We start from the raw sequence: 21,975 nt of genomic DNA on the forward strand, positions 1-21,975 counted from the left end.
TGCCCCCGCGTCCCACGGGAAGAACCTCCCAAGGTCTCGATTCGCGCAGCCGGCCGGCCGCCCGTTCCACGGGCAGCGAGCCGGAACCGAGAGGAAGTGAACGTCATGCGCGTGAGCCCGCGTCCGTCGCGGCGCACCGCACGCGTCGAGTACACACTGCCGCGGAGTGCCGCATCGGCCCGCACGGCGCGGCAGTTGACGACCGGATTCCTCACCGGCACCCGCACACCGCCCGAGGCGGCGGGGCAGGTTGAGGAGGCCGCGCTGGTCGTCTCCGAACTCGTCACCAACGCCGCGCTGCACGGCGGCGGCCGCTGCCGCCTGCGACTGAGCAGCGGTGAGGGAACGGTCACCGTCGCGGTCCGCGACGACGGCGGTCTGCTGCCCCGAGTGCACCACGCGGGAAGTGAATGCGAACGCGGTCGTGGCATCGCGATGGTCAGCCGTATCGCCCGGCGTCTCGACGTCACCACCGCACCCGGTGGAGGCAAGACAGTCAGCGCCGTGCTGGACGCCGCATGACTCTTCTGCATCCCGCCTGACTCTCCGGCCGCCTTCAAGTGACTTCGGTCTGCGCGGGCCGGCTGCGCCCCCGTTCAGGGCTGCCGTGACCACTCCGCCCACGCAGAGGCGACATCGGAGTGGAAGCGGCACCGGCTGTCCGCTTCCAGCGGGCCCCGGAAACTCTCGTGCACTCCGACGATGTGGAAGCGCAGACGGCCACCGGGCGGTAACAGCCGGGAAAGGTCGGGTGCGGGGAGCGGCTCGCCCGGGCGCACCGCGTTGAGATCGAGGAAGAACTGCGTCCGCTCGTCCGTGACACGGGCGCAGAGACTGTAGTGCAGCACTCTGAGTGTCGCGGTGCACAGGGTGCCGCTCACTGCCATCCACACACGCCGGCCCGCGACCGCAAGGACTCTGACCTGTATCGTCGGCGTCCCCATGAAAGCCCTTGTCGAGACGGTGTGTTCGGGCACAACGAGCAACACATCTGCCGGCGCGGTTCCGTACGGACTCATCCGGTGCAGCTGCGGTTCTCGTTGGCGCACACAACTATCACGGCCGGTGCGGCATTCGGACAGGTGGGTCACCGACAGGCACGTTCTCGCCGCAATTCCTCACGAGAACACGCCGGTTCGCGGCGGGCAGCGGCAGCCGGCAGCGGGTGCTTCGTGGCCGGCCGTCATCCGCCGGGCCGCCGCACCACCGGGGAGGCTCACAGGTCACGGCAGAACGCGTTTGTTCGGCTCCCAGGGGCTCCGGGGCGCGCTTCGCATGACGCCCGGGGAGGGGCCGGCCGCCCCTCCGTACAGTCGGCGCGCCCCTCCAACCAGCTTCTAGCCAGGGCGCGTTGAGCTGCGCGGCCCGCCCGGCTCCGTCCCGGCGAGGACCGTCGCGCCCAGCTCTTCGCAACGCTCCACCCGCACCGCCAGCCCGCTGCCCTCCATCGCTGCGGTCGCCGCTTCGGCCTGTGCCTCGCCGGCCTCCATGAACAGATGACCGTGCGGCGCCAGCCACCGCGGCGCCTCAGCCACGACGCGTCGCAGCATCTCCAGTCCGTCGCTGCCGCCGTCCAGTGCCGCCCGCGGCTCGTGGACGCGTGCCTCCGCCGGAAGCAGACTCAACGAACCCGTCGGTACGTAGGGGACGTTGGCGAGCAGTACCTCGATGCGGCCGCGCAGCCCGGCAGGCAGTCCGTCGAAGAGATCCCCCTCATGGACCCGGCCGCCGACGTCCGCGAGGTTACGCCGAGCGCACCGCACCGCCACGTGGTCGACGTCCGAGGCGTGCAACTCGACCGCTCCGTAGGGCTCGTGACCGGGCCCGGCCACCGCCGCCGCCAGCGCCATGCCCAATGCACCGGAGCCGCAGCACAGATCGACGACGAGAGCACCGGGACGGGTGAGCGCTGCGGCACACCGTACGAGGAACTCGGTGCGCCGCCGGGGCACGAAGACCCCGGGCTCCAGCGCGATCCGCAGACCGCAGAACTCCGCACGGCCCAGGACGTGTTCGAGCGGGAGGCCGGCGGCTCTGCGCTCCGCCATGGCGGCGAGTTCCCCGGCGGTGGCGGCCGCGGAGAGCATCAAGTCGGCCTCCTCCTCGGCGAAGACACAGCCGGCCTCGCGCAGCCTGGCTTCCAGCGCGGAGCGGGAGAGCGAGGAGGGGAGAGCAGAAGGACTCACAGACATACGGGCACGCCTCTCGGGATTCCGGGGGTGCTTCCGGTTCCGGGCTCCGCGCGGGCTCAGGCCGGCGGGACGGCACGCCCGCGGGAGAGGAGCGGAACACCCAGTTCCACAGCGCTGATCGGTCCCACCTCCCCGGGCCTGGTGTGCGGCTGGGCCGGTAACCCTACCCGAGCGCCGGGGGGCGCGCAGCGTTCCCGGCCTCCGTCCTGAAGCCGACGAGACCGGTGAAGGCCTCCTTGCCGTGCTGGGTGACGGACACCGTCAGGGTGCGCTCGCGCGCGGGCCGGTCCTCGTCCCCCGCCTCGTCCGGGCCGGGTGAGACCTCGACCCAGCTTGGGGCGTCCAGGTCGACGTAGCGATGGAACTCGGCCTCCATGCGGGTCAGCCCCGGACGGTGCGGGGCAGCGGCGAGGTGCGCCGACTGCCGGGCGGCTTCCATCAACAGCATGCCCGGAGCGTGGTCGACGGGGTGGTCGAAGAGCCAGGGGCTCGTGGTGAGCACCCGCAGCTGACGGCGGCCGCCGCTCCCGACACCGGCCGGGGCGAGCACCACCTCGCGTTCGCTCTCCCGGCCCACGAGTGAGGGAGTCAGCGCCGGCGGCGGTGCGAGAGCGGCGGCCATGGCGTCCGGCGGCGAGGGAGTGCCGGGTCCACGGAGCCTGCCGTAGATCTGAGGGCTGTGCGCGGTGTACACGGTGGAGGCGCTGCCGATGACCCGGCCCGCGCTCCGCACGGTCATGCTCAGCGTTATCCGGCGCGGCCGCTTGCCGCGAACGGGAGCCTCCGCGGCCGAGAGGTGCAGCACCACCTCGGCCGGCGCGCCGGTAACCGGTAAGAACGGCGTGGAGAACGTGCAGTGGTGGTGATCCCAGATGAGCTGGTGCCCCGGCGGCACCCCGTATGCGGCGTGCGCGATCAGCGGCAGCACCTGACGCGTCGTCTCCACCAGCAGCATCGGATCCTGTACGCCGTCATCGTCCGTACGCCAGAAGCCGTGGTCCCGCGGCCACTGCGCGCCCACCTCGAACTCGCGCTGTCCGCACCGCCGCCAGCCCGTCAGCAGCACTTCCGAGTGGGCGGTCTTGTGCACGAACTCCCGTGGCACCGGCCACGAGTACGCTGTGCTCTCCGGCAGATCGGGCACAGCGGGGGTGTGAGCCATGCGGCCCTCCGGGTGGGATGGTGTCCGAGGTTGACGTGATCTGTGCCTGAAAACGATAGAACCTTCAGGGGGCGAGGTCCGATGGCGCCAGCAAGAGCAAAGCCGATGCAGCAACGGGCTGTCGAGACAAGGCAGTTGATCCTGGAAGCGGCGGCCGAGGTCTTCGACGAGGGAGGCTACAAGGCGGCAAGGATCTCGGAGATCATGCACCGCGCCGGCATCACGCAGGGCGCCCTCTACTTCCACTTCTCCTCGAAGCTGGACCTCGCCCGTACGGTCATGCTCTCCCAGCGCGACTCCGTCGTCCTGCCTCCCGGGCCCGACGGTCTCCAGCGTCTGATCGACACCACCCTCCTCCTCGCACGCGAGCTGCAGACCAACAAGCTCCTGCGCGCGGGCGTACGGCTGGCCGTGGAGCAGGAAGAGATCGGCTTCCACGACGATTCCCCGTACCGCGAGTGGGCGGAGGTCTTCCGCGGCCAGCTCGCCGCCGCGGCCGAACGGGGGCAGCTGCGCAGCGGAGTCGAGGTGGAACGGCTCGCGGTGCTCCTCGTCGGCTGCTACACCGGCGTCCAGCACTTCTCCAAGCTCTCCAGCAAACGGGCCGACCTTCCGCACCGCATCGCGGACCTGTGGCACTACATGCTCCTGGGAATCGCCCCGCCCCAGGTCGCCGCGGACATGATCGTCGACCCGGATCCCCGGCTGCTGGCCGCCGGATGACGACCCGGGTGGCGCTGACGGGGGCGAGCGGTTTCATCGGTTCGGCGGTGCTGCGCCGGCTGGCCCGTCACGACGTGGAGATACGGGCTCTCACGCGCCGGGAGCATCCGCTGCCGGCACAGGTGGAACAGGTCCGCGCGGACCTGGCCCGCCCCGAGACCCTTCGCGGAAGCTGCTCCGGTTCGCGCGTTCTCATCCACGCGGCCTCCTACGTCGGCTCCGACGAGCAACTGGCCACCGGAATCAATGACTTGGGCACGGAAGCGCTGATGTGTGAGGCGCGTCGCGCCGGTGTCGAGCGCATCGTGCAGCTGTCCACCACCGCCGTCTACGGGCGCGGACCGCACCGCGACGTGGCCGTCGGCGACGTGGACCCCCACCCGGGTTCCGCCGCGAGCCGCAGTCGCCTCGCCGGCGAGGCGCACGGCCTCCGCCACGGCGCCGCCGTGCTGCGAGCGGGCCTGGTCACCGGAACCGGAGACCGCTGGGTCGTGCCGGCACTGGCCGAACTCGTCCGCCGTGCACCGGGGTTCTGGCGGGGAGGACAGGCACGCCTGTCGCTGATCGGCGTGGAGGACCTGGCGCGACTGGTGACGCTGACCGCGCTCCGGCCTGCCGCGCCGGGCGAGGCCCCGGAACGGGTGCAGGGAATCCACCACGCCGTCCACCCCGTTCCTGTACGCACCCGGGAACTTCTCGAGACGCTTGCGCAGCTGGGGGTGCTGCCCCGCGTCACACAAGACTTGACCTGGCAGGAATGCCTCGCCCTCATGGAGGCGAACCCGGGACGGATCAGTGAGCGTCAACTCGCGCTCCTGGCCTTCGACCACCATTACGCCACGGACTTGTGGGAGGCGTGCGAATCCGCTCCGGGGCCGGGCCCGCTGGCTGCGCTCGCCGACGCGGCCGACTGGTACCGCACCCGCCTCGCTCTCACCGACGGCCCCTGACGGCGCGGCCCTCGCGCACCGTTCGTCCCACTGGTCACGCCCGCAGTCCCGCTGACTTACTCCGTCAGCGCAGCGAGGGCGGCCCTTCCGGCGCAAAAAAACAGAACACTTTGTATGTTTGTGGGGGCGGCAATCTCAACTCTCCCCGCAGCCGCTGCTTCTGACGGCCCGTCTCCCCGCGGACCGGAACGCATGAAGGGACACAGCCGATGAGGCAAGAGCGAGCAGAACTCACTCGTCAGGCACTGACGATGGCGGCAGCAGAGTCGTTCGACCGCCTCGGCTACCAACGGACGACCCTCTTGGAGGTCAGCCGCGGCGCAGCGATGAGCAAGGGCGCGCTCTCCTTCCACTTCGGGAGCAAGGAGGAACTGGCCGACACGGTACGGCGCGAGGCGTGCACGCGGGCCAACCGCGCCGCCGAGCTGCTGCGGGGGAAGGAGCTCCCCGCGCTGCAGACGCTCATCGACCTGACGCACCTCGTGGCCCATCAACTCGAACACGACCATCTGTCGAGGGCCGCCGTGAAGCTCGCGCGCGAACTGGGCACCCCTTCCGAACCGGAGACGAATCTGCTGACCTGCTGGCAGCAGGTCTTCACAGACGTGGCCCGCGAAGCGGAGAAGGAAGGAACCCTGCGCTGCGAGGCCACCACGGAAGCCGTCGCCGAGCTCGCCTTCTGCCTCGCCTCCGGTGCGCACTCGGTGCAGACGAGCTCGGTGAACGACTCCACCGTCGATGTCCACCAACGCATCGCAGCCCACTGGCGGTTGCTGCTGCACGGCCTCGTGGAACAGCCGGAGCCGGAGGAGCTGTGGAGCGCCGGCACCGAGACGGACTGGGCGCGGGCCGCGCAGGGCGGACGGCCCGGGCCCGCACACTGAGCCGAGGCGACGTCTCTCGGCTGCGGCACGGCTTCGGGGGCCGCAGCCGAGAGTCACGCGAGCGCCCCGCACGGTCACCGGGAGTGCGTGAAATCCGGCCGTCCCGGTGGCGGCCGAAAGCTCACGGAACGGGATGTTGACCATGATGGACAACTGTCTGCGCTGCTTACCGCGCACGTGATACGCAATTGGCAAGCCCCGGCGCTGCCGCGCGGGGGTGCCGCCCCCGCTTCCGCCGTGGCGGGGGAAGATCCGCCGCGGGTGCGCCGGCAGAAGGTCAGCTGACGGGCCGCCCCCGGTCAACCGCTGGTGCACCGTCCGCAGAAGGAGTCCATCATGGCGAACGCGAGCGGCAATCCGCCGACCGCCCACGCAGGTTCCCCGGCCGCCCGCTCCTCACGACCCAAGGGTCCGGCCCGCATCGCGCTCGAAGTCGCCCTGTGGGCTCTTCAGCTGTACCTCGCCTACTTCATGGTCACCGTCGGGGCCCTGCCCGCGCTGACCGCCGACTCCGGCGCCAAGGGCACATTCCAGGACATCGGCTTCGGCCTGTGGTTCATGTATCTCACGGGTGCACTGGAGCTGCTCGGCGCCATCGGTCTCATCACGCCCTGGTTCTCGGGCCTCGCCGCGCTCGGCCTGATGTTCGTCATGTCCGGTGCCTGCCTGACGCATCTCACCCTCTACGACGGCAAGGGCGTCGAGACCCCGGCGATGATCCTCATCCCGCTCGCGATCGTCGTCGTCGGCCGGTGGTCGACGGTGAAGAAGCTGGGCACGTGGCTGACGGGAGGCGGAAACCGGCGCTGAGCAGCCGGCCGCGGCGCACGGCCGGTTTCCGTCCCGCTCCGGCGGGGCGGGACCGGCCGCCCCGGGCCGCACCGGCTCTCGCTCCCGGGGCGCCCGTCCGTGCCGCACAGGCTCGTACGAAAAGGCCGCCGCGGCCGCGATGAGAAGTACGCGGCAGCCGGGTCTGCTCCAGATGCGTGCGTCCCGTGCACGCCCCGAGAGGAGACCGTCATGAACCAGTCACCCGGCACGCCCTCCGGATCCCCGGAATCCGTCCCCGCGTCCGCGCAGGCGCCTGCTGTCCGTCACGACCGTGTCAAGCACATCTCACTGCTCGTGCTGCAGGTGATACTCGGCCTGTTCTTCGTGATCGCCAGCGCCGTCCCCAAGCTGATCGCCCATTCATCGGCGGTCGGGCCCTTCGAGGACATCGGCTTCGGCCTGTGGTTCATGTACTTGGTCGGTGCGCTGGAACTGGCCGGCGGGATCGCCCTGGCCACCCCGTGGCTCTCGGGCCTCTCGGCGATCTCGCTCATCGGCCTGATGATCGGCGCGTTCATCACCCAACTGACGGTTTTCGACGGTGAGTACGCGGCCACGCCGCTGCTGCTCATCCTCCCGCTCGCCCTCATCGCATGGGGCCGCAGGGACACCCTCACCGCACTGCCCGGACTCGTGCGGCGGTCCGGGGGACGTGGAAACACCGCTGTCTGAGCGCGGCCCCTCACTCCAGTACGGATCTGACCGACTCCGGCGAGCGGCCCACCACGGCGCTCCCGTCGTCAGCGGTGATGATCGGCCGCTGAATCAGGGAGGGGTGGGCCGCCAGCGCGTCGACCCACCGGCCCCGGCTGTCCGCGTCGCGCGGCCACGACTCCATTCCCAACTCGCGCGCGACCGGCTCACCGGTGCGGGTGATGTCCCACGGCTCCAGCTTCAGCCGCCGCAGCACATCCTCCAGTTCCGCTGAGCTCGGCGGCTCCTCCAGATAGCGGCGGACCGTGTATTGAGCTCCCTCCGCATCCAGCAGCGAGAGTGCCGAACGGCACTTGGAACAGGCGGGGTTGATCCAGATCTCCATATCGGGTCCTTTCGTCGGCCCTGGTTCCTGCCCGCCGCCCGTGACCGGACCTCCGGCGGTGGGCCGCGGGGGCGACCCCACGCCGCGCGGCGAAATGATGCCGCAAGGTGTTCGCGCTGCCGAAGCCGGAACGGACCGCCACGGCCTCCACGGGCAGGGGGTGTTCTCCAACGGTTCCTCGGTGAGCTGGAGTCGCTGGCCGAGGATCCACCGGTGCGGAGTCGTGCCGGTCGCCTCCTTGAACCGCCGGGCCAGCGTGCGGGGTGACATGGAGGCGCGTGCGGCCAGTTCCTCCACTGTCAGCGGCCGGTCGAGATGAGCCCGGATCCAGTCGACCAGTTCTGTCATTCCGTATCCGGCGCGGGCTTCGGGCAGGTGCGTTTCGACGAACTGCGCCTGCCCGCCCGATGGGCCGGCACCACCATGCCGGCCTGCTCACCGACAAGGGCGACGACATTCCGAAGCACGCGCTCATCATGGCAGGAAATGCCCGAGCCATGGCAGTCCTGCCCTTGTCGTCCGAGACGTTCGGTACCTCGAGGTCCTGGCCGCGCCGCAGAGCGGCTACCGCATCCTCTACGAAGCGCCGCTCGCGGACGGACGTCTCGAACTGCGAACCGGATCCGCTCCCGCGCACCGGGCCGTGCCGACGGCTTCCCGCCGGCAGGGATGCGGCTCAGGGGCCTCGTCCGGGCCGCGTGGGACCAGATCCCACGGCCCGGCGCGGGACCTTGCTCCACAGATACCCCGCCGGTGTGCCGCTGAGGAAAGCTAGCCTGGCTCCGTGAGCGAGACCTGGGAGCCGGACGGCGACGGCGTGCTGCGCCTTCCCTCGGGACGTCTCGTGCGCGGACGCGGTCTTCGCCGTCCCCTTCCGCCGGGGCCCGAGCCGGCCTTCTCCGTCTTTCTGCTGGGCAGGAGGCCGCCCCAAGTGGGCTGGGATTCACGGTGGTTGCGCTGGCCGGACTTCTGGCTGCCCGCGAGTCGCACGCAGGCCCTGGCCCTGCTGAGCGAAGCCTGGTCACGGGCGGAGGCCGAGCGCGTCGAAGTGGCATGCGGGGGAGGACGCGGACGCACGGGCACGGCGCTGGCCTGCCTGGCCGTGCTCGACGGAGTTCCGGACAGGGAGGCGGTCGCCTTCGTACGCCGTCACTACGACCCACGTGCCGTGGAGACGCCGTGGCAGCGCCGCTACGTGCTGCGCTTCACGAAGTGACCGAGCGCCGCCCACGCCGGCCCGGTCATGCCCCCGCATTCTGGAGGAGGTCCGGATCCCGTCCCAGGACCGTGCGTCCGCCGTCGACGGGCAGAGTGACCCCGGTGATGTAGGCCGCCTCGGACGAGAGCAGATGCGCTACGGCCGAGGCGACCTCCTCCGGGAGGCCCGTTCGCCCCAGCGGATGCAGCGCACGCATCTCCGCCTCCACGCGTGCCGCGACGTCCGGCTCCTGGGCGGCGAGCAGCGAGGCGTACCGTTCCGTGCCGATCGAGCCCGGCGCGACGGCGTTGACGCGGATCCCGTGCGGCCCGTACTCGACGGCCAGTGCGCGGGTGAGTCCCTCGATGGCCGCTTTCGCCGTCGCGTACGGGGTGCAGCCGGGAACGGGACGGCGTGCCTGGTGCGAGGTGATGTTGACGACGGACCCCTGCGTGCCTTCGGCGAGGAACCTGCGTACGGCGGTGGCACACCCGGTGACCGCGGGGTCCATGACGGCGGATATCAACTCCAGGACCGTCCGCGTCGGGGACGTGTCGAGGGAGGCGTCGCGGAAGAGGGCCGCGTTGTTGACCCAGCCGCGAAGGGTGCCCGCCGACTCCGCGAGATCCGCGGCATGTTCGGTCACGGCCTCGTCGGAGGCGCTGCCTTCGACGCTCACGACGCGTGACCGGGCCGGATGGCCGGCGGTCCACCGTAGGGAGTCCGGATCCACTTCGACTGCCACGACGCTGTGACCGTCGGCGAGCAGGCGTTCCACAACTGCCCGCCCGATGCCGCGGCCTCCTCCCGTCACCACGTAGGCGCTGCTCATGGATGCCGTCTCCGTCCTTCGCCTGGCTGCGTCCACGACGGCAGCCTCACCCGCCGCACACAGCGTGTCAACAGCATCTGTCGAAGCACTTCGATATCTGATTGACCCCGTACGCACGCAGTGAAGCCTGCCACGGTCCGTCAGGTGGAACCGCGGCGGACGAGCTCCAGCCGCAGCGTGGTCTCCCGGACCGCAGAGGGTTCCGCGCTGCCCATGCGCCGCATCAGCAGCTCCGTCGCGGCGCGGCCGGACTCCTCCAGCGGCTGCCGCACCGTCGTCAGATCCAGGGCCCCGGCCAGATCGGTGTCGTCGAAACCGGCCAGCGCAAGGTCCTCCGGCACCTTCAGGCCGAGCGCCCGCGCCGCGCGAAGCGCACCAGCGGCGAGGAGGTCGTCGCCGGCGAACAGCGCGGTGGGCCGACGGGGCCCGGAGAGCAGTCCCTCCGCCGCCGCAGCCGCCTGCTCCAACCCGTGCGCCGTGAAGTGGACACTCTCCGGCGGCAGCAGCTGACCGGAATCCTCCAGAGCGGCCCGGAAACCCGCCAGCCGCCGCTGCCCGGGAGAGACGTACGCGTCGGATTCCTGGGACTCACCGAGGAACCCGAAACTGCCGTGCCCGCGTTCCACCAGGTGCTCCGCCACCAGGCGCCCGCCCTCGGCGTCATCCGTGCGGACGGAGTCGAAGCCGGGGCGGTTTCCGTCCACCAGCACGGTCGGCAGCCCGAGGCCGCTGAGGCGTTCTGCCGTGCTGTCCTCCAGCGGGAGGCTCACAACGATGAGACCGTCGAGGCGCCCGGTCAGGGGCAGCCCGGCGAGCAGCGGCGAGGCGGAGCGGGCGGCCGATGGGTGGTCGAAGACAACCACCTCCAGCGGGCTGCCGGCCACCGCCTGGAGCACACCCTTCAGGCGCCGCGCCACCGACGGATACGAGGTGTAGGGGGCGATCACCCCGATCCGGCCCACTCCCTTGCGTGCCTTGGCCACCGCATCAGGCTTGGGCGTGTAGCCCAGACGGTCCGCAGCCTGGAGGACCCGCTGCCGTGTACGGTCACTGACCCGGGCGGGGGTGTTGAGCGCCAAGGACACGGTCGAGATGCTCACGCCCGCCTCGGAGGCGACATCGTAGATGGTGGCCCGGCGCGGCAACTGCCCTCAGCTCTCCTCGACTTCGCAGCGTGACCACGGCATCGTACCGGGCGCTGTGCGGACGGCCCTGAGAAGCGCTCCGGCTGCCGAACGTCGAACTTGTTGCCCCCCGGGTCCGCCACGTGACGTGGTTGCCGCCCCGGTCCTCGACCCTTCGCAGCGCCTTCGCGCCCAGCTCCGTGCCGCCGCACCTCGGCATCACCCGCGCCGGGCCGGCCGTGCAGGTCGATGTGGAGACGGTTCTTGCCGTGCTCGGCCTCGGGCACCGACTGGAGGAGGATCCGCCTCCCCAGTCCGGTCCCGCTGAATTCTCGACGGGATCGTCGGGGTGGCGCACCGCGGTCAGGGCCCGGAATGCCTTGCGCCCGTCGCCCGTCGTGCAGTCGCTCTCGTCCACGGCTCCCTCGCTGATCAAACTGCTCGATGAGCACGCTGTTGCGCTTCGAGGGCGCGAGAGAAGTCCGGTTGTGAAACCAGTCATAATGGTTACATGACTGTGGCGGCAAGCGGACTCGTTCTCCGCTCCCCGGAAGGCACGCGTTTCGTCTTCGACGCCGGGGCGCTGTGCCTTGAGTTCCTCACCACCGGCGGTCCCGGCGCTCTCACCGGCTACGAGACGCTGCACACACCGGAGGACCTGGCCCGATGGTGTGCCGCTTCACGGCTCCGCCTCGACCCCGGCGACGTCCACATCAGCGGCAACGAGTTCCGCGCCGCACGATGGCTGCGCGACGCGCTCTCGCGCCTCGCCCGCGCCGTGGCCCACGGCCGGCCCCCGCACCCCCGGGACGTGGACGAGGTGAACCAGACGGCGCAGCTGCCGCCCCTCGTCCCCCAGATCGCCGCCGACGGACTGCACGGCAGACACCTTCCCGCCGACGCCTTCCAGGTCCTCTCATCGGTCGCACGCGACGCCGTCGACCTCTTCACCGGCCCGCTCGCCGCACGGGTCCGCGAGTGCGGCGCTCCCGACTGCTCCCTTGTCTTCGTCGACACCTCGCGCCCCGGGCGGCGCCGGTGGTGCGCGATGGAGCGCTGCGGCAACCGGCACAAGGTGCGTTCGCTTCGTGCAAGACGCAGCACACAGAGGCACGAGGCGGAGCGGAAGCCCCGGTGACCTGACCGCGCCCGTCCCTCGGCGGATCACCTCAGGCCGTCGCCGCGAGCCTGTTCCTCCGCTGCATGCAGGAACCACTCATGAGCCGCGGCAGCGACCTGCTGCAGCGCACCCGGTTCCTCGAAGAGGTGGGTGGCGCCGGGCACGACCTGGACCCGGTGCTCGGCATCCAACTGCTGCGCCGCCTCCCGGTTGAGTTCCAGCACCTGCTGGTCGCGCCCTCCCACGAGCAGCAGTACGGGTACATCCACCCTTCCCAGCGCGTCCCCCGCCAGGTCCGGCCGCCCGCCGCGCGAGACCACGGAGACGACGGGGCCCGAGCGTTCCGCCGCGGCGACCAGCGCCGCCGCCGCGCCGGTGCTCGCACCGAAGAGGTGCACCGGCAGCGCCTCGGTCAGCGGATACTTGCCCAGCCAGTCGACCGTCGCCACCGTCCGCTCGGCGAGCAGGGAGATGTCGAAGCGGTACTGGCCTGTCACCGCGTCGGCGCGCTCCTCCTCCTCGCTGAGAAGATCCGTCAGCAAAGTTGCCCACCCGTGCCGCCGCAGATCCTCGGCGACCGCGCGGTTGCGGGGGCTGTGCCGGGAGCTGCCGCTTCCGTGCACGAACAGCACCACACCACGCGGGGACGGGGGCACATTCATGTCGCCCGGCAGCTCCACACCGCCCGGCACCGCCACCGACACCGTCTCCGAAATCATCAGTGCTCCCCCTTCCGGCTCGGGATCTGTGCCTTCCGGAGTAGCCGCGTCGCGGCCGTGTCATGCACGTACGGGCCCGCTCCGCGGTGACCGCGGAGCGGGCTGTGCCGACGTGGGCCTCCCGGCCCCAGCGGTGCCCGCCGAGGGGCGGCCCCGCCGCGGTACTCAGCGCTTGTAGAGGCGGAAGTAGTCGAACTGAGCCGTCGCTCCCTCCCCGCCCATCGAGGCCAGGCCGAAGCGCAGCCGCTTGTCTCCGGGAACCGTCCAGGTCCCGCCCGCGATCCACTTTTTCCCGTCGCGGCTGGTGAAGGCCTGGACGCGGTGCTCGCCGCTGCGCGGAGCCGTGGTGTGCTTCAACCGCAGCCAGGTGGTGCGAGCAGGTGGACCGACCGAGGTCGAACCGTAGGCGATGTCTCCGGCGTACGGTTGCTCCTTGCCGTACTCGGTCTGACGGGTATTCCAGATGGCGGCGTGCGACAGCCGCAGATACCTGTCGTCACCGGCGTAGGCGACGAGGCCCGCCTGCTGATAGTTCCGCTCGCTCTGCTCACCCAGGTCGATCGTCAGCTTCGTCTCCACGGTGAACTCGCCGCGCGGCACCTCCCGCAGCATCAGCGACGCGGTGTTCTCGTCCTTGTGCAGTTCGGCGTCCTGCGTGGGCCACACATACTGCCCCCCGGCCACGCGGCCCGCAGGCTTGCGCACCCACTGCCAGCCAGGACCGGGCCGGCCGTGGTCGAACTCGTCGCTGCGGGAGGGGTCCAGGCGCCCCGGCCACGAACGCTCTGCGCCGCTGCCCGGTCCGCCGTCGGAGCGCTGAACACCCTTGCCTGCGGCTGCCCTTGGCGAGGCGACGGGTGCCTGCTGCCTGTCCGCCGAGGCTCCCTTGCCCCCACGGACGGCGGGCCAGCCGCCGCTCCAGTCGAGACGGTCGATGAGCATGGGACGGCGGTTGATGCCGAAGGGCTCGTCGAGGTACGGCTCGGAGCGGTCGATGGCGTGGTAGACCATCCAGTCCTGCCCGGCGAAGTCCTTCACCACCGCGTTGTGCCCGGTGCCCACCCATCGGTTGCCGTTGGGTGTGAGGGCGATCGTCCCGCCCGTGCGGGAAGCCGTGAGCGGGGTGCCCTCCCGGTCGAGGAAGGGCCCCCGAACCGACCGGGACCGGCCGACGAAGACCGAATAGCCGGTGGTCGGCCCGGCGCAGCAGTCCCCGGACGAGGCGAACAGATACCACCAGCCGCCCCGCCGGATGACGTAGGCACCCTCGAAGCGGTTGTCCGTCGCGACCTTCGTGGGCTCGCCCTCGGTCCGAGTGCCGTCCCCGGACAGCTCCGTCACCTCGATACCGCCGTAGTACGAGCCGTAATACAGATAGCGCCGCCCCTCCGGGGTCACGACGTGTGCCGGGTCGAACGTCCACAGGAAGTCGCCCTCTCCGCCGCTGCCGTGCCGGGGCGCAACCACCGGCTCGCCGTGGCTCTTCCAGGGACCCGCCGGGCTCGGTGCGGTGGCCACCCCGATGGCGCTGTCGTCACGTTCCCCGGTGACCTTCGTCTGGGTGGAAACGAAGTACAGCCAGTAGCGGCCGTCGTGATAGCTGATGTCCGGAGCCCAGTAGGCCGCGTCCTTGTCCGCCCACTCCGGCGCGTTGTGGTCGCCGAGCGCATCCGTGACGTACGACCAGTGCACCAGGTCGGTCGAGCGCGCGACGGGCAGCGAATGCGCCTTGCCCTCACCGCTGCGCAGCGGATCCGTGGTCCCGAACGCATACCAGTAGCCGTCCTTGCCGCGCACGACAGCGGGATCGGCGAAGGTGTCGGCGAAATCACGCGAGACCGGATTGACGTAGGTATGGCCGGACGCGGAGTCCGCAGGCGACGGCCGCGGGTCGGCGGACGCGGCCGAGCCGAGCGCCTGCGGAAGAAGGGTGGCGATGACGAACAGGGCCAGCCCTGCCACTGCTTGACGGATGCGGGATCCGGTTCTCCGTACGGTCACGTGTCCTCCCGGACGCTGTCGGCGGCAGGAGCATGTGTACTGCGTCCGCTACAACGTTGTAAAGACGGTGGACCGGGACTGTTGCCCACAGACAGCCCCGGCCCGCACACAAACGGCCGCCCACCGCACGACATCCGTGCGGCGGGCGGCCGTTCAGCATCCCTGCAGGCCGGGCCCAGGCCCGGCCCGAGCGGGACCGCCCCTCAAGTCTGAGGCTTGCGGCCGTGGTTGGCCGCGTTCTTGCGACGTGCCTTCTTCTTACGACGACGCTTCGACGACATGTCGACTCCTTCCTGGGGCGCTTTCTCTTACATCAGTCCGTGCCCTGTGGATCACGGTCGTGAGAGCACGTACCCACGAGCACAGCATCCACCCTCCCAGCAGTCCGCAGCCAGGGCCCTGGCCCCCCGGGCCGGCGGGCGAGTTGTCCCCGGCCACCCCCGCAACTGTGCAGACTCGCTCGACGGCGTTCCCGGTCGCCGCCCGTTGTCGATGTCGTCCTGCCGCAACCACTTCGACAGCGTGACGGGATGGATGCCGAGTTCGACCGCGGTCTGCTCGGCCTGCTTGCCGGCGCGGACCAGCGCGATCGCCCGGAACTCCGGCGGATAGGGACGGGGCATGATTGCCAGCCTTTCGTGAAGGGCTGTCACCAGACCTGGAACCTTGGATGTGGGGCAGGTCAGGATGTCGCACGATCGCGCACCAGTCCCGTGTCGGGGGGTTTTGGGGTGTTTTTAGGTGGGGGGCCAGGTGTGTGGGATGCCTTCGTGGTTGAGGAGGTGGTGGAAGTGTGTTCGGTGTGTGGGGTGGTTGTTGACGTGGTGGGGTTCGGTGTGGTGTTCGAGGCAGTAGGCGGTTAGGAGGGCGGCTGCTTCGCCGATGTTCCATTCGACGGGGTGGAGGCGTAGGCAGCCGTTGGAGATGTGGGTGGTGCCGGGGTTTTTGCAGGCGGGGAGGAGGTTGCGCATGCGTATGGGGAGGAGGGTGCCGAGGGGGATTTGGAAGGGGACGCTGTCGATGTCGATGTAGTTTTCGCCGCTGGTGGAGGGGTGGAGGTCGATGCGGTAGGAGCCGATGCCGACGGAGTCGTGGTGGTGGGGGGCGCCGGCGGGTCCGGCCATGTTGGCTGCGACGTGGTTTTCGGTGATGGTGTGTAGGGCGCGTATGCGGCGGGATTCGCGTATGTAGGGTGCTTTGGCCAGGCCGTCGGCTGTGCCTGTCACGTCGCCGCGTAGGCGTAGGCCGGGGAGGCCGGTGCCGCCGTCGGGGCGTGGTGCTTCGGTCTGCAGCCAGTACAGCAGGGAGAGGCTCAGCTGGCGTGCCTGGTGCAGGTGGTGGGCTGCGTCGTGGTCGCTGGTCTCGGTGATGGGGCCGAGCCAGTAGTCGTTCATGGGCCAGTTGACCAGGGTGATGTCGGAGTCGAAGGAGCCGGGGGTGTGCAGGCCGGCGGCGAGGATGCGGCGGAACATCCACAGTTCCCGGTCGCCGTTGTCGCGGGCGGGGTCGGTGAGGTGGTCGATGGGGTCGCCGGGCGGGTTGGGGTCCAGCCACCGCTGGCAGGGCTCGAGGGTGCTGGGGATGGGGGCGAGGAAGCCCAGGAGGGGGCCTGGCCAGAAGTCCGGCCGGTAGGTGCGCCAGTGGTCGTAGGTGGCGGGGCGGTCGATGGTGTGGTCTTCTCCGTCGTGGTGGGAGAGGGCGAAGGTCACGGTGAAGCTTTGGATGTTGGCCGGCTGCGCGGTGGCGGGTGCGTGGGGTTCGCCGTGTTCGTCGGCGCTTTCGGCGCCGATGACGTACTCGGCGCCGGCGGCGGGGAGGACGTCGCCGTGTTCCGTGGCGTCGAGGAAGAACGGGGCGCATGCGGTGACGGTTTCGCCGTCGGGGCCGGTCGCCTGGAGTGCTTCGACCCAGTCACCGTCCCGTATGGCGGCGGTCACGCGGTGGTTGAGCAGTACTGTCAGGCGTTGCGCCGCGACGTGCGGGGCGAGTGTGGCTTCGATCACTGCCAGGGCGAACGCGTGGTTCGTGGGACAGTCCGGACACGCGTGCGGCGCCCGGGTTGAGGGAGCGCCAGGTGCGGGCGCGTTGGGTGAGCGGGTACCAGGTGCGGTAGTAGGAGCGGATGTCCTGGCGGAGCCGGCGGTAGGAGGCGGTGCAGCCGAACTGTTCGATCCAGGGGTGCTCGTCGGGGGGGACGGCCTGTGAGGTGAGCTGGCCTCCCAGCCAGTCCGTCTCCTCGATCAGCACGACCCGGTGTCCGCGGCGGCACGCGGCCAGTGCTGCTGCCACACCCCCCAGGCTCCCGCCGGCGACGACGAGATCCGCTCGCATTTCACGCATGGCTGTGGGGCTCTCCTTCTGTACTGGTGTGAGGGCGCCGCACCGGCTGCGGCCAGAAGAGTCCCTTTCCAGGTGAGGGAACTTCATGACCATGCTCGGCGGCGAGTTCCTCGAGGGAGACACCCGCGAGGCTGCGCTTGAGGTTTACGACCATGAATGGGCAGTCCATGACGGGATGTTCAGCCGGGCGTTCCAGCGCGTGCCGCAGGAAGTGCCGCGCCCCCTCGGCCCGCGTGATCAGCTCATTCAGCGCGGTGACGGTTTTCGTTCACGGTCTGACGCCACCGGTCGCCCGAGTCCTGCAGGACGGCACGGGTGTCCTCCGGGCTCAGTCCCAGATGCCGCATGAACTGCACGAATGCCGGCATCTGCAACTCCCTCGGGCCGTAGATGCGCCGGCCCCCGTGCCGGGCGGCCGGCGTTACGATGCTCCGCTCCTGGTAGGAGCGCAGCGCCGAGGTGGCCACGCCGACCCTCCGGGCCGCTTCGCCGATTTCCACGAGTTCCATGGGCGTCATGTGACTTCAAGCCGACTTCAAGCGCCAGGGTGACGTCGTGGACAACGACGCACACGCCTGGGCTTTCGACCGGCCCGTCACCTCGCCCCTTCGCCCGCCCCGCCGGCGTCCTGGGGCGCCTGGCCGGCAGGTTCATGCTGTGGACCAGCAACCAGGACGAGGTGCTGGAACTGCTCGAGGTGCGGCCCGGCCACGCCGTGCTGGAGATCGGGTACGGGCCGGGCGCCCTGGTACGCCTGCTCGCCGCCCGCACCGGCGCCGCTGCAATCCGCGGCCTCGACCCGACACCCGGGATGCGCCGGGCTGCGACCCGGACCAGCCGGGCGGCCGTACGTCAGGGGCGGGTCGCCCTCGGCCTGGGCACGGCGCAGGACACCGGCGAGGCCGGGCGCAGCGCCGACCGCCTCGTGTGCGTCAACAACATCGCCCTGTGGCCCGACCTGGAGACCGGAGTGCGGGAGGTGCACCGTGTGCTGCGTCCGGGAGGGCCGGCGGTCATCGCCTGGCACGGCGGCAGCTCACCGGGCCGCATCGCACGCAGCCTGCGTCTGCCAAAGGAGCAGCTGGACCGTATCGAGGGGGCGCTGGCCGGTGTGTTCTGCGAGGTGGGACGCAGCCAGCTGAGCAACCTGGTCGCTTTCACCGCGGTGCGATGAACTCCCGGATCCGCATGGTTGGTTCAGGTGCACTTCTCGCCCCGGCCGTGCCGCTGGACCTGCTGCTTGAGCGCGACGGCGCCGGTGGCGCTGCAGTCGATGAGCGTGTGTGAGGCCACCTGGGCGTCGTCGGGTCCGAGGGCGGTGCACGTCTGGAAGCGCCCACCGGAACCGAAGGCAGCGCTGCCCACGACCGTGCCCCGCATGCCTGCCGGCTCTGTCCTGTGTGCCGCTCCGCGCGCCCCCGGCTTACTGCGTGCTGTTGTCGAGCAGGCCGGCCAGGCGTCGGAGGGCCTTCTGGTTGGCGCGCCGCAGCAGCCACCTGACCAGGGGAGCGGTCAGCCGTTCACTCAGGGGCGCAGTCTGCCAGGAGTAGGTGAAGAAGATCCGGGTGCCGCCGCCTGGAATCTCGTTGAGGAGATACGTGCCGGTCGCCACTCGCCGTCCGCCGGCGCCGGTGTTGCGCTCAGTGATCCCCAACGGGCGCTGCGCCGCGACTACTTCGATATCGATGCTCTCGCTGCGGCCGGCGACGACGGCGGTGACGCGGGCCGCGGCGCCGACACCGCGGGCGGGGCCGGAGTAGTGCCACTGGCGCAGCATGTGGTCGGTGAACTCCTCGTGCGCCGCAAGGACGTCCAGGACGTCGTAGACCTCTTCTGGCGGCTGGGGCACCTCGATGTGCACAATGACCGGTCGCACGGGCCTCATCGTAGTCGGTGCTGCGGGCCCGTTCCGGTGTGGCGACGGCATGCGGGCCTCAGCCGCGTTGCACAGCAGATGGGCCCCGTGCCAGAGCCGCGCCAGCGGCTCGGTGGGCACGGGCAGCGTCCGCACCGCGGCGCAGAGGGCCCGACCCTCGCTCCGGGCACGAGGCAGGCGTCCCACATCGTCCCGGCGCCCAGCGCCATCACTGCTGTGGCCGGTTCAGGCGCCAGGTACGTGAGACCGCGATCGGTTCGACCAGTTGGAAGGGGCGGCCGCCCGGTGGCGTTCGACACCTGCGGACGGAGCGATGTCACGCAGGGGCGCCGAGCGGCGGATGCTCGAGCACGCGTGGCTTGTACTCGACCAGCTGGATGCGGCCGTCGAAGGTCCGGTGCTCGATCATCTCGAGGGCGACGTCCGGGTAGCCGTCGTAGATCCGTTCCGCGCCCGTGGCCCCGGTGATCACCGGGAACATCCCGACCCGGAAGCGGTCGACGAGTCCGGCCCGCAGCAGGCACCGGCACAGGCTGAGGCTGCCGATCGTGCTGAGGAGCCCCGAGCCGTTCTCCTTCATGGCGCGGACCGTCTCGACGGCGTCATTCCGTACGAGCGTGGAGTTGGCCCACGTCAGTGGCTCCTCGAGCGAGGAGGAGAAGACCACCTTGGACGCTTGCGTGAGCTCGTCGACGGACGCCTCTTCTTCGGCGCTGAACTCGTCTTGGCCCTCCGGGACCTCGCCGGCGGCGAAGCCTGACATCAGGCGGTAGGTGTTCGAGCCCATGAGGTAGGTGACCTCGGGCTGCTCGCCGAGCCAAGCGAGGTACTCCGGGCCCTCCAGGCCCCAGAACCCGGGCCACCCCTCTCCCGATGCGTAGCCGTCGAGGGAGGTGATGAAGTCGACGAGAAGCTCTGACATGGCGGTGTCCTTCCTCGGGTTTCACGAGCTTGGACCGGCCGCGGACCACGAACTCATCGAATCCGCCGGTTCTTTCGATCACAGATCGGCCCTGGATCGGAAACCCCGACTACACCCTCGATCGTGAAGAGCCGGCAGTCCGCTCACCGGGCGGACCCACCGCGACAGCAAGGTCAAGAGCACAGTGACAAGCGAGGCCCCCTGACATCCCCGACGCGAAGCTGCTGCTCGCGCTCACCGACGAGCCCCGCGTACCCGTGGCCGCCCTGGCCCAGCACCTCGGCCTCTCCCGCAACTGGAGTGCAGGCGCCGATCGTCCCGTGTGCGTCCACGGTCGCGTCGTGCGGCTGCGGGCCTGACGGGCAGGCGTAGGGGAAGCGCACCGGGTGCTGCGCCCCTCGAGGCCGGGGTTCTTGCGTGGCAGGGTGGCGCTGCGCCGCGCATCCCGGTGCCTTGGTCTGCGGGGTGAACGGCGGGATCCGGGCAACGCTCCGGTCTGTTCGTCGTCATCGTGTTCGGTGTTCTCGCGGAACGCACCGGCCGGCGCTCGGGCACTGCGGGGACCATGCCGGGCATTGCTGAACTGCCCGGCGGGTCCGCTGGTGTGTCCGGCACACCTGTTCCGGAACCGCCGGGGCTCTGTGGAGCCGGCGGCCGAATGCTGCCCGGCCGCCCCCTCTTTTTTGTGCGGCGTGCACTGTCGGCGTGCACTGCCGGTGGGGGAATGGAGACATGGATGGGCGGGTGGGGGAAGGAAGTCCGCAAAGGCGGGCAGGTACGGCAACGGGCTGTGCGGGTTGCGTGGTGTGGAGCGAACACGGTGGTGGAGGAGGTCCGGTGCCGTGGCCTGTCGCTGGGCGACGCTTATCGGCGGGACATGACTGGTGGCGGCCGTTGTGGCGTGAGTCCCGGGATGAGCGTGGTCGGTTGAACCTGTTGACGGTGCCGGTGACGAAGCCGGCGGCCGGCTCCTTGGGGGTGGGGTCGTTGAATGTGCCGGCGGTCGGGTGGACAGGCTGGGTGGGTGATCGGGACTGACCGGCTGTTGCTGAGGCCTCTTCGGGGCGGGGACGTTGATGCGCTCGTTGCGCTCCACGGGGATGAGCGGGTGAACCGGTTCGTCCCCGCCTACTCGCACGAACAGGCCTCGGCCCGGCTGGCCTTGGTCGAGCAGCAGTGGGCGGAGCGTGGTCACGGGCTGTGTGCGGTCGAGCTGAGGTCCAGTGGTGAGTTCATCGGCCGGGTCGGGCTGAACTACTGGGAGATCTTCGACGAGGTCGAACTCGGCTGGATACTCAAGCCCGAGGCATGGGGCCTCGGGCTTGCGACCGAGGCCGCCCGCGCATGTCTGGAGTGGGGGTTCGCGGCTTTGGACGCGGAGTACTTCACCTCCATGATCCATCCCCGGAACACTGCCTCGGTGCGGGTGGCAGAGCGGCTCGGCTTCACCCCTTTGCGTGAGGAGATGCTCTTCGGCAAGCCGGTCACGGTGTACTCCGTGGACAACCCGGCCTCGGCCTGACGTACTCGCCACTGCCATGTTCTTGCCGGCCAACGGGGTTCCGACCGGGGGCGGGGTGAAGGCCAGCCGGCGGCGGCCTGCTGCCCGGCGCGTTGCGATGATCCGCAACGGACGCTGCGCGCGCGGCCACGACTTCGATGCCGATGCTCCCTGCTCCCTGTTCCCGGTTTCCTGCTCCCTGCTCCCGGTTTCCTGTTCCCTGTTCTTGGTTCCGGGTGGCGATGGCTGTCGGGCGGGCGGTGGCTGCGGCGCCCGGGGGCGGGGCCGGGGCCGTGTGGTGCGGCATGCGGTCGGTGGATTGCGTGGGCGCCGTGCGGGCGTGGGGGACGCGGGGATCTCTTCGCGCTGCCGGGGCGTCTTGATGTGCACGGTTACCGGTTGCGGGGAGTTCGTCGTGGCCGGTGTGCGGGGGCGGGTTCTTTTCGGGTGTGGCGGTGGCGTGCGGGGCTCCATTCGTGGTGGGGGTGGAGGCGGGCGCGGGGCGGCCGTTCCGACTCGGTGCGCTGTTCAGCAGATTGCGTCAGGGGGATGTCGGGGCGA

The 21,975-nt window shown here is 70.5% G+C and carries 22 protein-coding genes and 4 pseudogenes; 10 read left to right on the forward strand and 16 right to left on the reverse strand.

Features of this window, described 5'->3' with window-relative positions:
- Positions 1-105: 105 nt before the first annotated feature.
- Complete coding sequence (locus tag H180DRAFT_RS26495) at positions 106-522, forward strand: ATP-binding protein (protein WP_055488715.1); 417 nt, start codon at positions 106-108, stop codon at positions 520-522.
- Between the two features lie 74 nt (positions 523-596).
- Here H180DRAFT_RS26495 and H180DRAFT_RS29625 read toward each other — a convergent pair whose 3' ends face one another.
- The 3 genes from H180DRAFT_RS29625 to H180DRAFT_RS26510 form a co-directional block, all read right to left on the reverse strand.
- Positions 597-848 (reverse strand): hypothetical protein, encoded by a 252-nt coding sequence (locus tag H180DRAFT_RS29625; protein ID WP_139151450.1) that lies wholly within the window; start codon positions 846-848, stop codon positions 597-599.
- Positions 849-1,337: 489 nt separating this feature from the next.
- Positions 1,338-2,192: a putative protein N(5)-glutamine methyltransferase gene (locus tag H180DRAFT_RS26505; RefSeq protein WP_055488671.1), complete on the reverse strand. Its 855-nt coding sequence runs from the start codon at positions 2,190-2,192 to the stop codon at positions 1,338-1,340.
- Positions 2,193-2,355: 163 nt separating this feature from the next.
- The gene (locus H180DRAFT_RS26510) at positions 2,356-3,354 is read right to left on the reverse strand and encodes a ScbA/BarX family gamma-butyrolactone biosynthesis protein (protein WP_055488672.1); all 999 of its coding nucleotides are present in this window, start codon (positions 3,352-3,354) and stop codon (positions 2,356-2,358) included.
- A 105-nt stretch (positions 3,355-3,459) separates the two neighbouring features.
- On the opposite strand from H180DRAFT_RS26510, the gene H180DRAFT_RS26515 reads away from it, so the two are divergent.
- The 5 genes from H180DRAFT_RS26515 (at position 3,460) to H180DRAFT_RS26535 (ending at position 7,414) form a co-directional block, all read left to right on the forward strand.
- The gene (locus H180DRAFT_RS26515; protein WP_055488673.1) at positions 3,460-4,077 is read left to right on the forward strand and encodes a ScbR family autoregulator-binding transcription factor; all 618 of its coding nucleotides are present in this window, start codon (positions 3,460-3,462) and stop codon (positions 4,075-4,077) included.
- Positions 4,074-5,027, forward strand: coding sequence for an NAD-dependent epimerase/dehydratase family protein (locus H180DRAFT_RS26520; protein WP_055488674.1), 954 nt, complete (start codon positions 4,074-4,076; stop codon positions 5,025-5,027). Before H180DRAFT_RS26515 ends, H180DRAFT_RS26520 begins: the two co-directional genes overlap by 4 nt.
- Before the next feature lie 209 nt (positions 5,028-5,236).
- Positions 5,237-5,911: a ScbR family autoregulator-binding transcription factor gene (locus H180DRAFT_RS26525; protein ID WP_079100430.1), complete on the forward strand. Its 675-nt coding sequence runs from the start codon at positions 5,237-5,239 to the stop codon at positions 5,909-5,911.
- Between the two features lie 336 nt (positions 5,912-6,247).
- On the forward strand, positions 6,248-6,721 hold the full coding sequence (locus H180DRAFT_RS26530) for a DoxX family protein (protein ID WP_055488676.1): 474 nt from the start codon (positions 6,248-6,250) through the stop codon (positions 6,719-6,721).
- 210 nt (positions 6,722-6,931) lie between these two features.
- Positions 6,932-7,414 carry a DoxX family protein gene (locus tag H180DRAFT_RS26535; protein WP_055488677.1) on the forward strand — a complete coding sequence of 161 codons (483 nt, stop codon included), beginning with the start codon at positions 6,932-6,934 and terminating at the stop codon, positions 7,412-7,414.
- Between the two features lie 10 nt (positions 7,415-7,424).
- Here H180DRAFT_RS26535 and H180DRAFT_RS30665 read toward each other — a convergent pair whose 3' ends face one another.
- Entirely contained in the window at positions 7,425-7,781 is a 357-nt protein-coding gene (locus tag H180DRAFT_RS30665; RefSeq protein WP_055488678.1) for an arsenate reductase family protein, read from the reverse strand.
- A gap of 171 nt (positions 7,782-7,952) precedes the next feature.
- Positions 7,953-8,129: pseudogene (locus tag H180DRAFT_RS30855) on the reverse strand (AraC family transcriptional regulator); the annotation flags it as partial.
- 436 nt (positions 8,130-8,565) lie between these two features.
- On the opposite strand from H180DRAFT_RS30855, the gene H180DRAFT_RS26550 reads away from it, so the two are divergent.
- The gene (locus tag H180DRAFT_RS26550; protein ID WP_055488679.1) at positions 8,566-8,997 is read left to right on the forward strand and encodes a protein-tyrosine phosphatase family protein; all 432 of its coding nucleotides are present in this window, start codon (positions 8,566-8,568) and stop codon (positions 8,995-8,997) included.
- Positions 8,998-9,022: 25 nt separating this feature from the next.
- Here the strand turns inward: H180DRAFT_RS26550 and H180DRAFT_RS26555 are convergent, their stop codons facing one another.
- The 3 genes and pseudogenes from H180DRAFT_RS26555 to H180DRAFT_RS29995 all read right to left on the reverse strand — a co-directional run.
- Complete coding sequence (locus H180DRAFT_RS26555; RefSeq protein ID WP_055488680.1) at positions 9,023-9,811, reverse strand: SDR family NAD(P)-dependent oxidoreductase; 789 nt, start codon at positions 9,809-9,811, stop codon at positions 9,023-9,025.
- Positions 9,812-9,951: 140 nt separating this feature from the next.
- Entirely contained in the window at positions 9,952-10,956 is a 1,005-nt protein-coding gene (locus H180DRAFT_RS26560) for a LacI family DNA-binding transcriptional regulator (protein ID WP_055488681.1), read from the reverse strand.
- A pseudogene (locus H180DRAFT_RS29995) lies at positions 10,908-11,323 on the reverse strand (VOC family protein); the annotation flags it as partial. The pseudogene H180DRAFT_RS29995 and the gene H180DRAFT_RS26560, both read right to left, overlap by 49 nt.
- Positions 11,324-11,446: 123 nt before the next feature.
- On the opposite strand from H180DRAFT_RS29995, the gene H180DRAFT_RS26565 reads away from it, so the two are divergent.
- A complete protein-coding gene (locus H180DRAFT_RS26565) occupies positions 11,447-12,073 on the forward strand; it encodes a CGNR zinc finger domain-containing protein (RefSeq protein ID WP_055488682.1) in 627 nt (208 codons plus the stop codon).
- A 26-nt stretch (positions 12,074-12,099) separates the two neighbouring features.
- Here H180DRAFT_RS26565 and H180DRAFT_RS26570 read toward each other — a convergent pair whose 3' ends face one another.
- The 5 genes and pseudogenes from H180DRAFT_RS26570 to H180DRAFT_RS26595 form a co-directional block, all read right to left on the reverse strand.
- A complete protein-coding gene (locus tag H180DRAFT_RS26570) occupies positions 12,100-12,774 on the reverse strand; it encodes a dienelactone hydrolase family protein (RefSeq protein WP_055488683.1) in 675 nt (224 codons plus the stop codon).
- A 165-nt stretch (positions 12,775-12,939) separates the two neighbouring features.
- Positions 12,940-14,775, reverse strand: coding sequence for a glycoside hydrolase family 43 protein (locus H180DRAFT_RS26575; protein WP_199822523.1), 1,836 nt, complete (start codon positions 14,773-14,775; stop codon positions 12,940-12,942).
- 440 nt (positions 14,776-15,215) lie between these two features.
- Positions 15,216-15,398, reverse strand: a pseudogene (locus H180DRAFT_RS26580) (transposase); the annotation flags it as partial.
- A 222-nt stretch (positions 15,399-15,620) separates the two neighbouring features.
- A pseudogene (locus H180DRAFT_RS26585) lies at positions 15,621-17,106 on the reverse strand (FAD-dependent oxidoreductase); the annotation flags it as partial.
- Positions 17,107-17,357: 251 nt separating this feature from the next.
- Positions 17,358-17,624 carry a MerR family transcriptional regulator gene (locus tag H180DRAFT_RS26595; RefSeq protein ID WP_055488686.1) on the reverse strand — a complete coding sequence of 89 codons (267 nt, stop codon included), beginning with the start codon at positions 17,622-17,624 and terminating at the stop codon, positions 17,358-17,360.
- A gap of 143 nt (positions 17,625-17,767) precedes the next feature.
- Between H180DRAFT_RS26595 and H180DRAFT_RS26600 the strand changes: the two genes are divergently transcribed.
- Positions 17,768-18,289, forward strand: coding sequence for a class I SAM-dependent methyltransferase (locus tag H180DRAFT_RS26600; protein ID WP_055488687.1), 522 nt, complete (start codon positions 17,768-17,770; stop codon positions 18,287-18,289).
- 23 nt (positions 18,290-18,312) lie between these two features.
- On the opposite strand, the gene H180DRAFT_RS26605 is transcribed toward H180DRAFT_RS26600, so the two are convergent.
- From H180DRAFT_RS26605 to H180DRAFT_RS26615, 3 genes are all read right to left on the reverse strand, one after another.
- Complete coding sequence (locus H180DRAFT_RS26605) at positions 18,313-18,495, reverse strand: MBL fold metallo-hydrolase (RefSeq protein WP_055488688.1); 183 nt, start codon at positions 18,493-18,495, stop codon at positions 18,313-18,315.
- Positions 18,496-18,538: 43 nt separating this feature from the next.
- On the reverse strand, positions 18,539-19,000 hold the full coding sequence (locus H180DRAFT_RS26610; protein ID WP_368073148.1) for an SRPBCC family protein: 462 nt from the start codon (positions 18,998-19,000) through the stop codon (positions 18,539-18,541).
- 307 nt (positions 19,001-19,307) lie between these two features.
- On the reverse strand, positions 19,308-19,913 hold the full coding sequence (locus H180DRAFT_RS26615) for a dihydrofolate reductase family protein (RefSeq protein WP_055488690.1): 606 nt from the start codon (positions 19,911-19,913) through the stop codon (positions 19,308-19,310).
- Between the two features lie 991 nt (positions 19,914-20,904).
- On the opposite strand from H180DRAFT_RS26615, the gene H180DRAFT_RS26620 reads away from it, so the two are divergent.
- The gene (locus tag H180DRAFT_RS26620) at positions 20,905-21,435 is read left to right on the forward strand and encodes a GNAT family N-acetyltransferase (RefSeq protein ID WP_055488691.1); all 531 of its coding nucleotides are present in this window, start codon (positions 20,905-20,907) and stop codon (positions 21,433-21,435) included.
- Positions 21,436-21,975: the final 540 nt, after the last annotated feature.

Source organism: Streptomyces sp. WMMB 322 (genome assembly GCF_900090145.1).
In the GTDB taxonomy this organism is placed as follows: domain Bacteria; phylum Actinomycetota; class Actinomycetes; order Streptomycetales; family Streptomycetaceae; genus Streptomyces.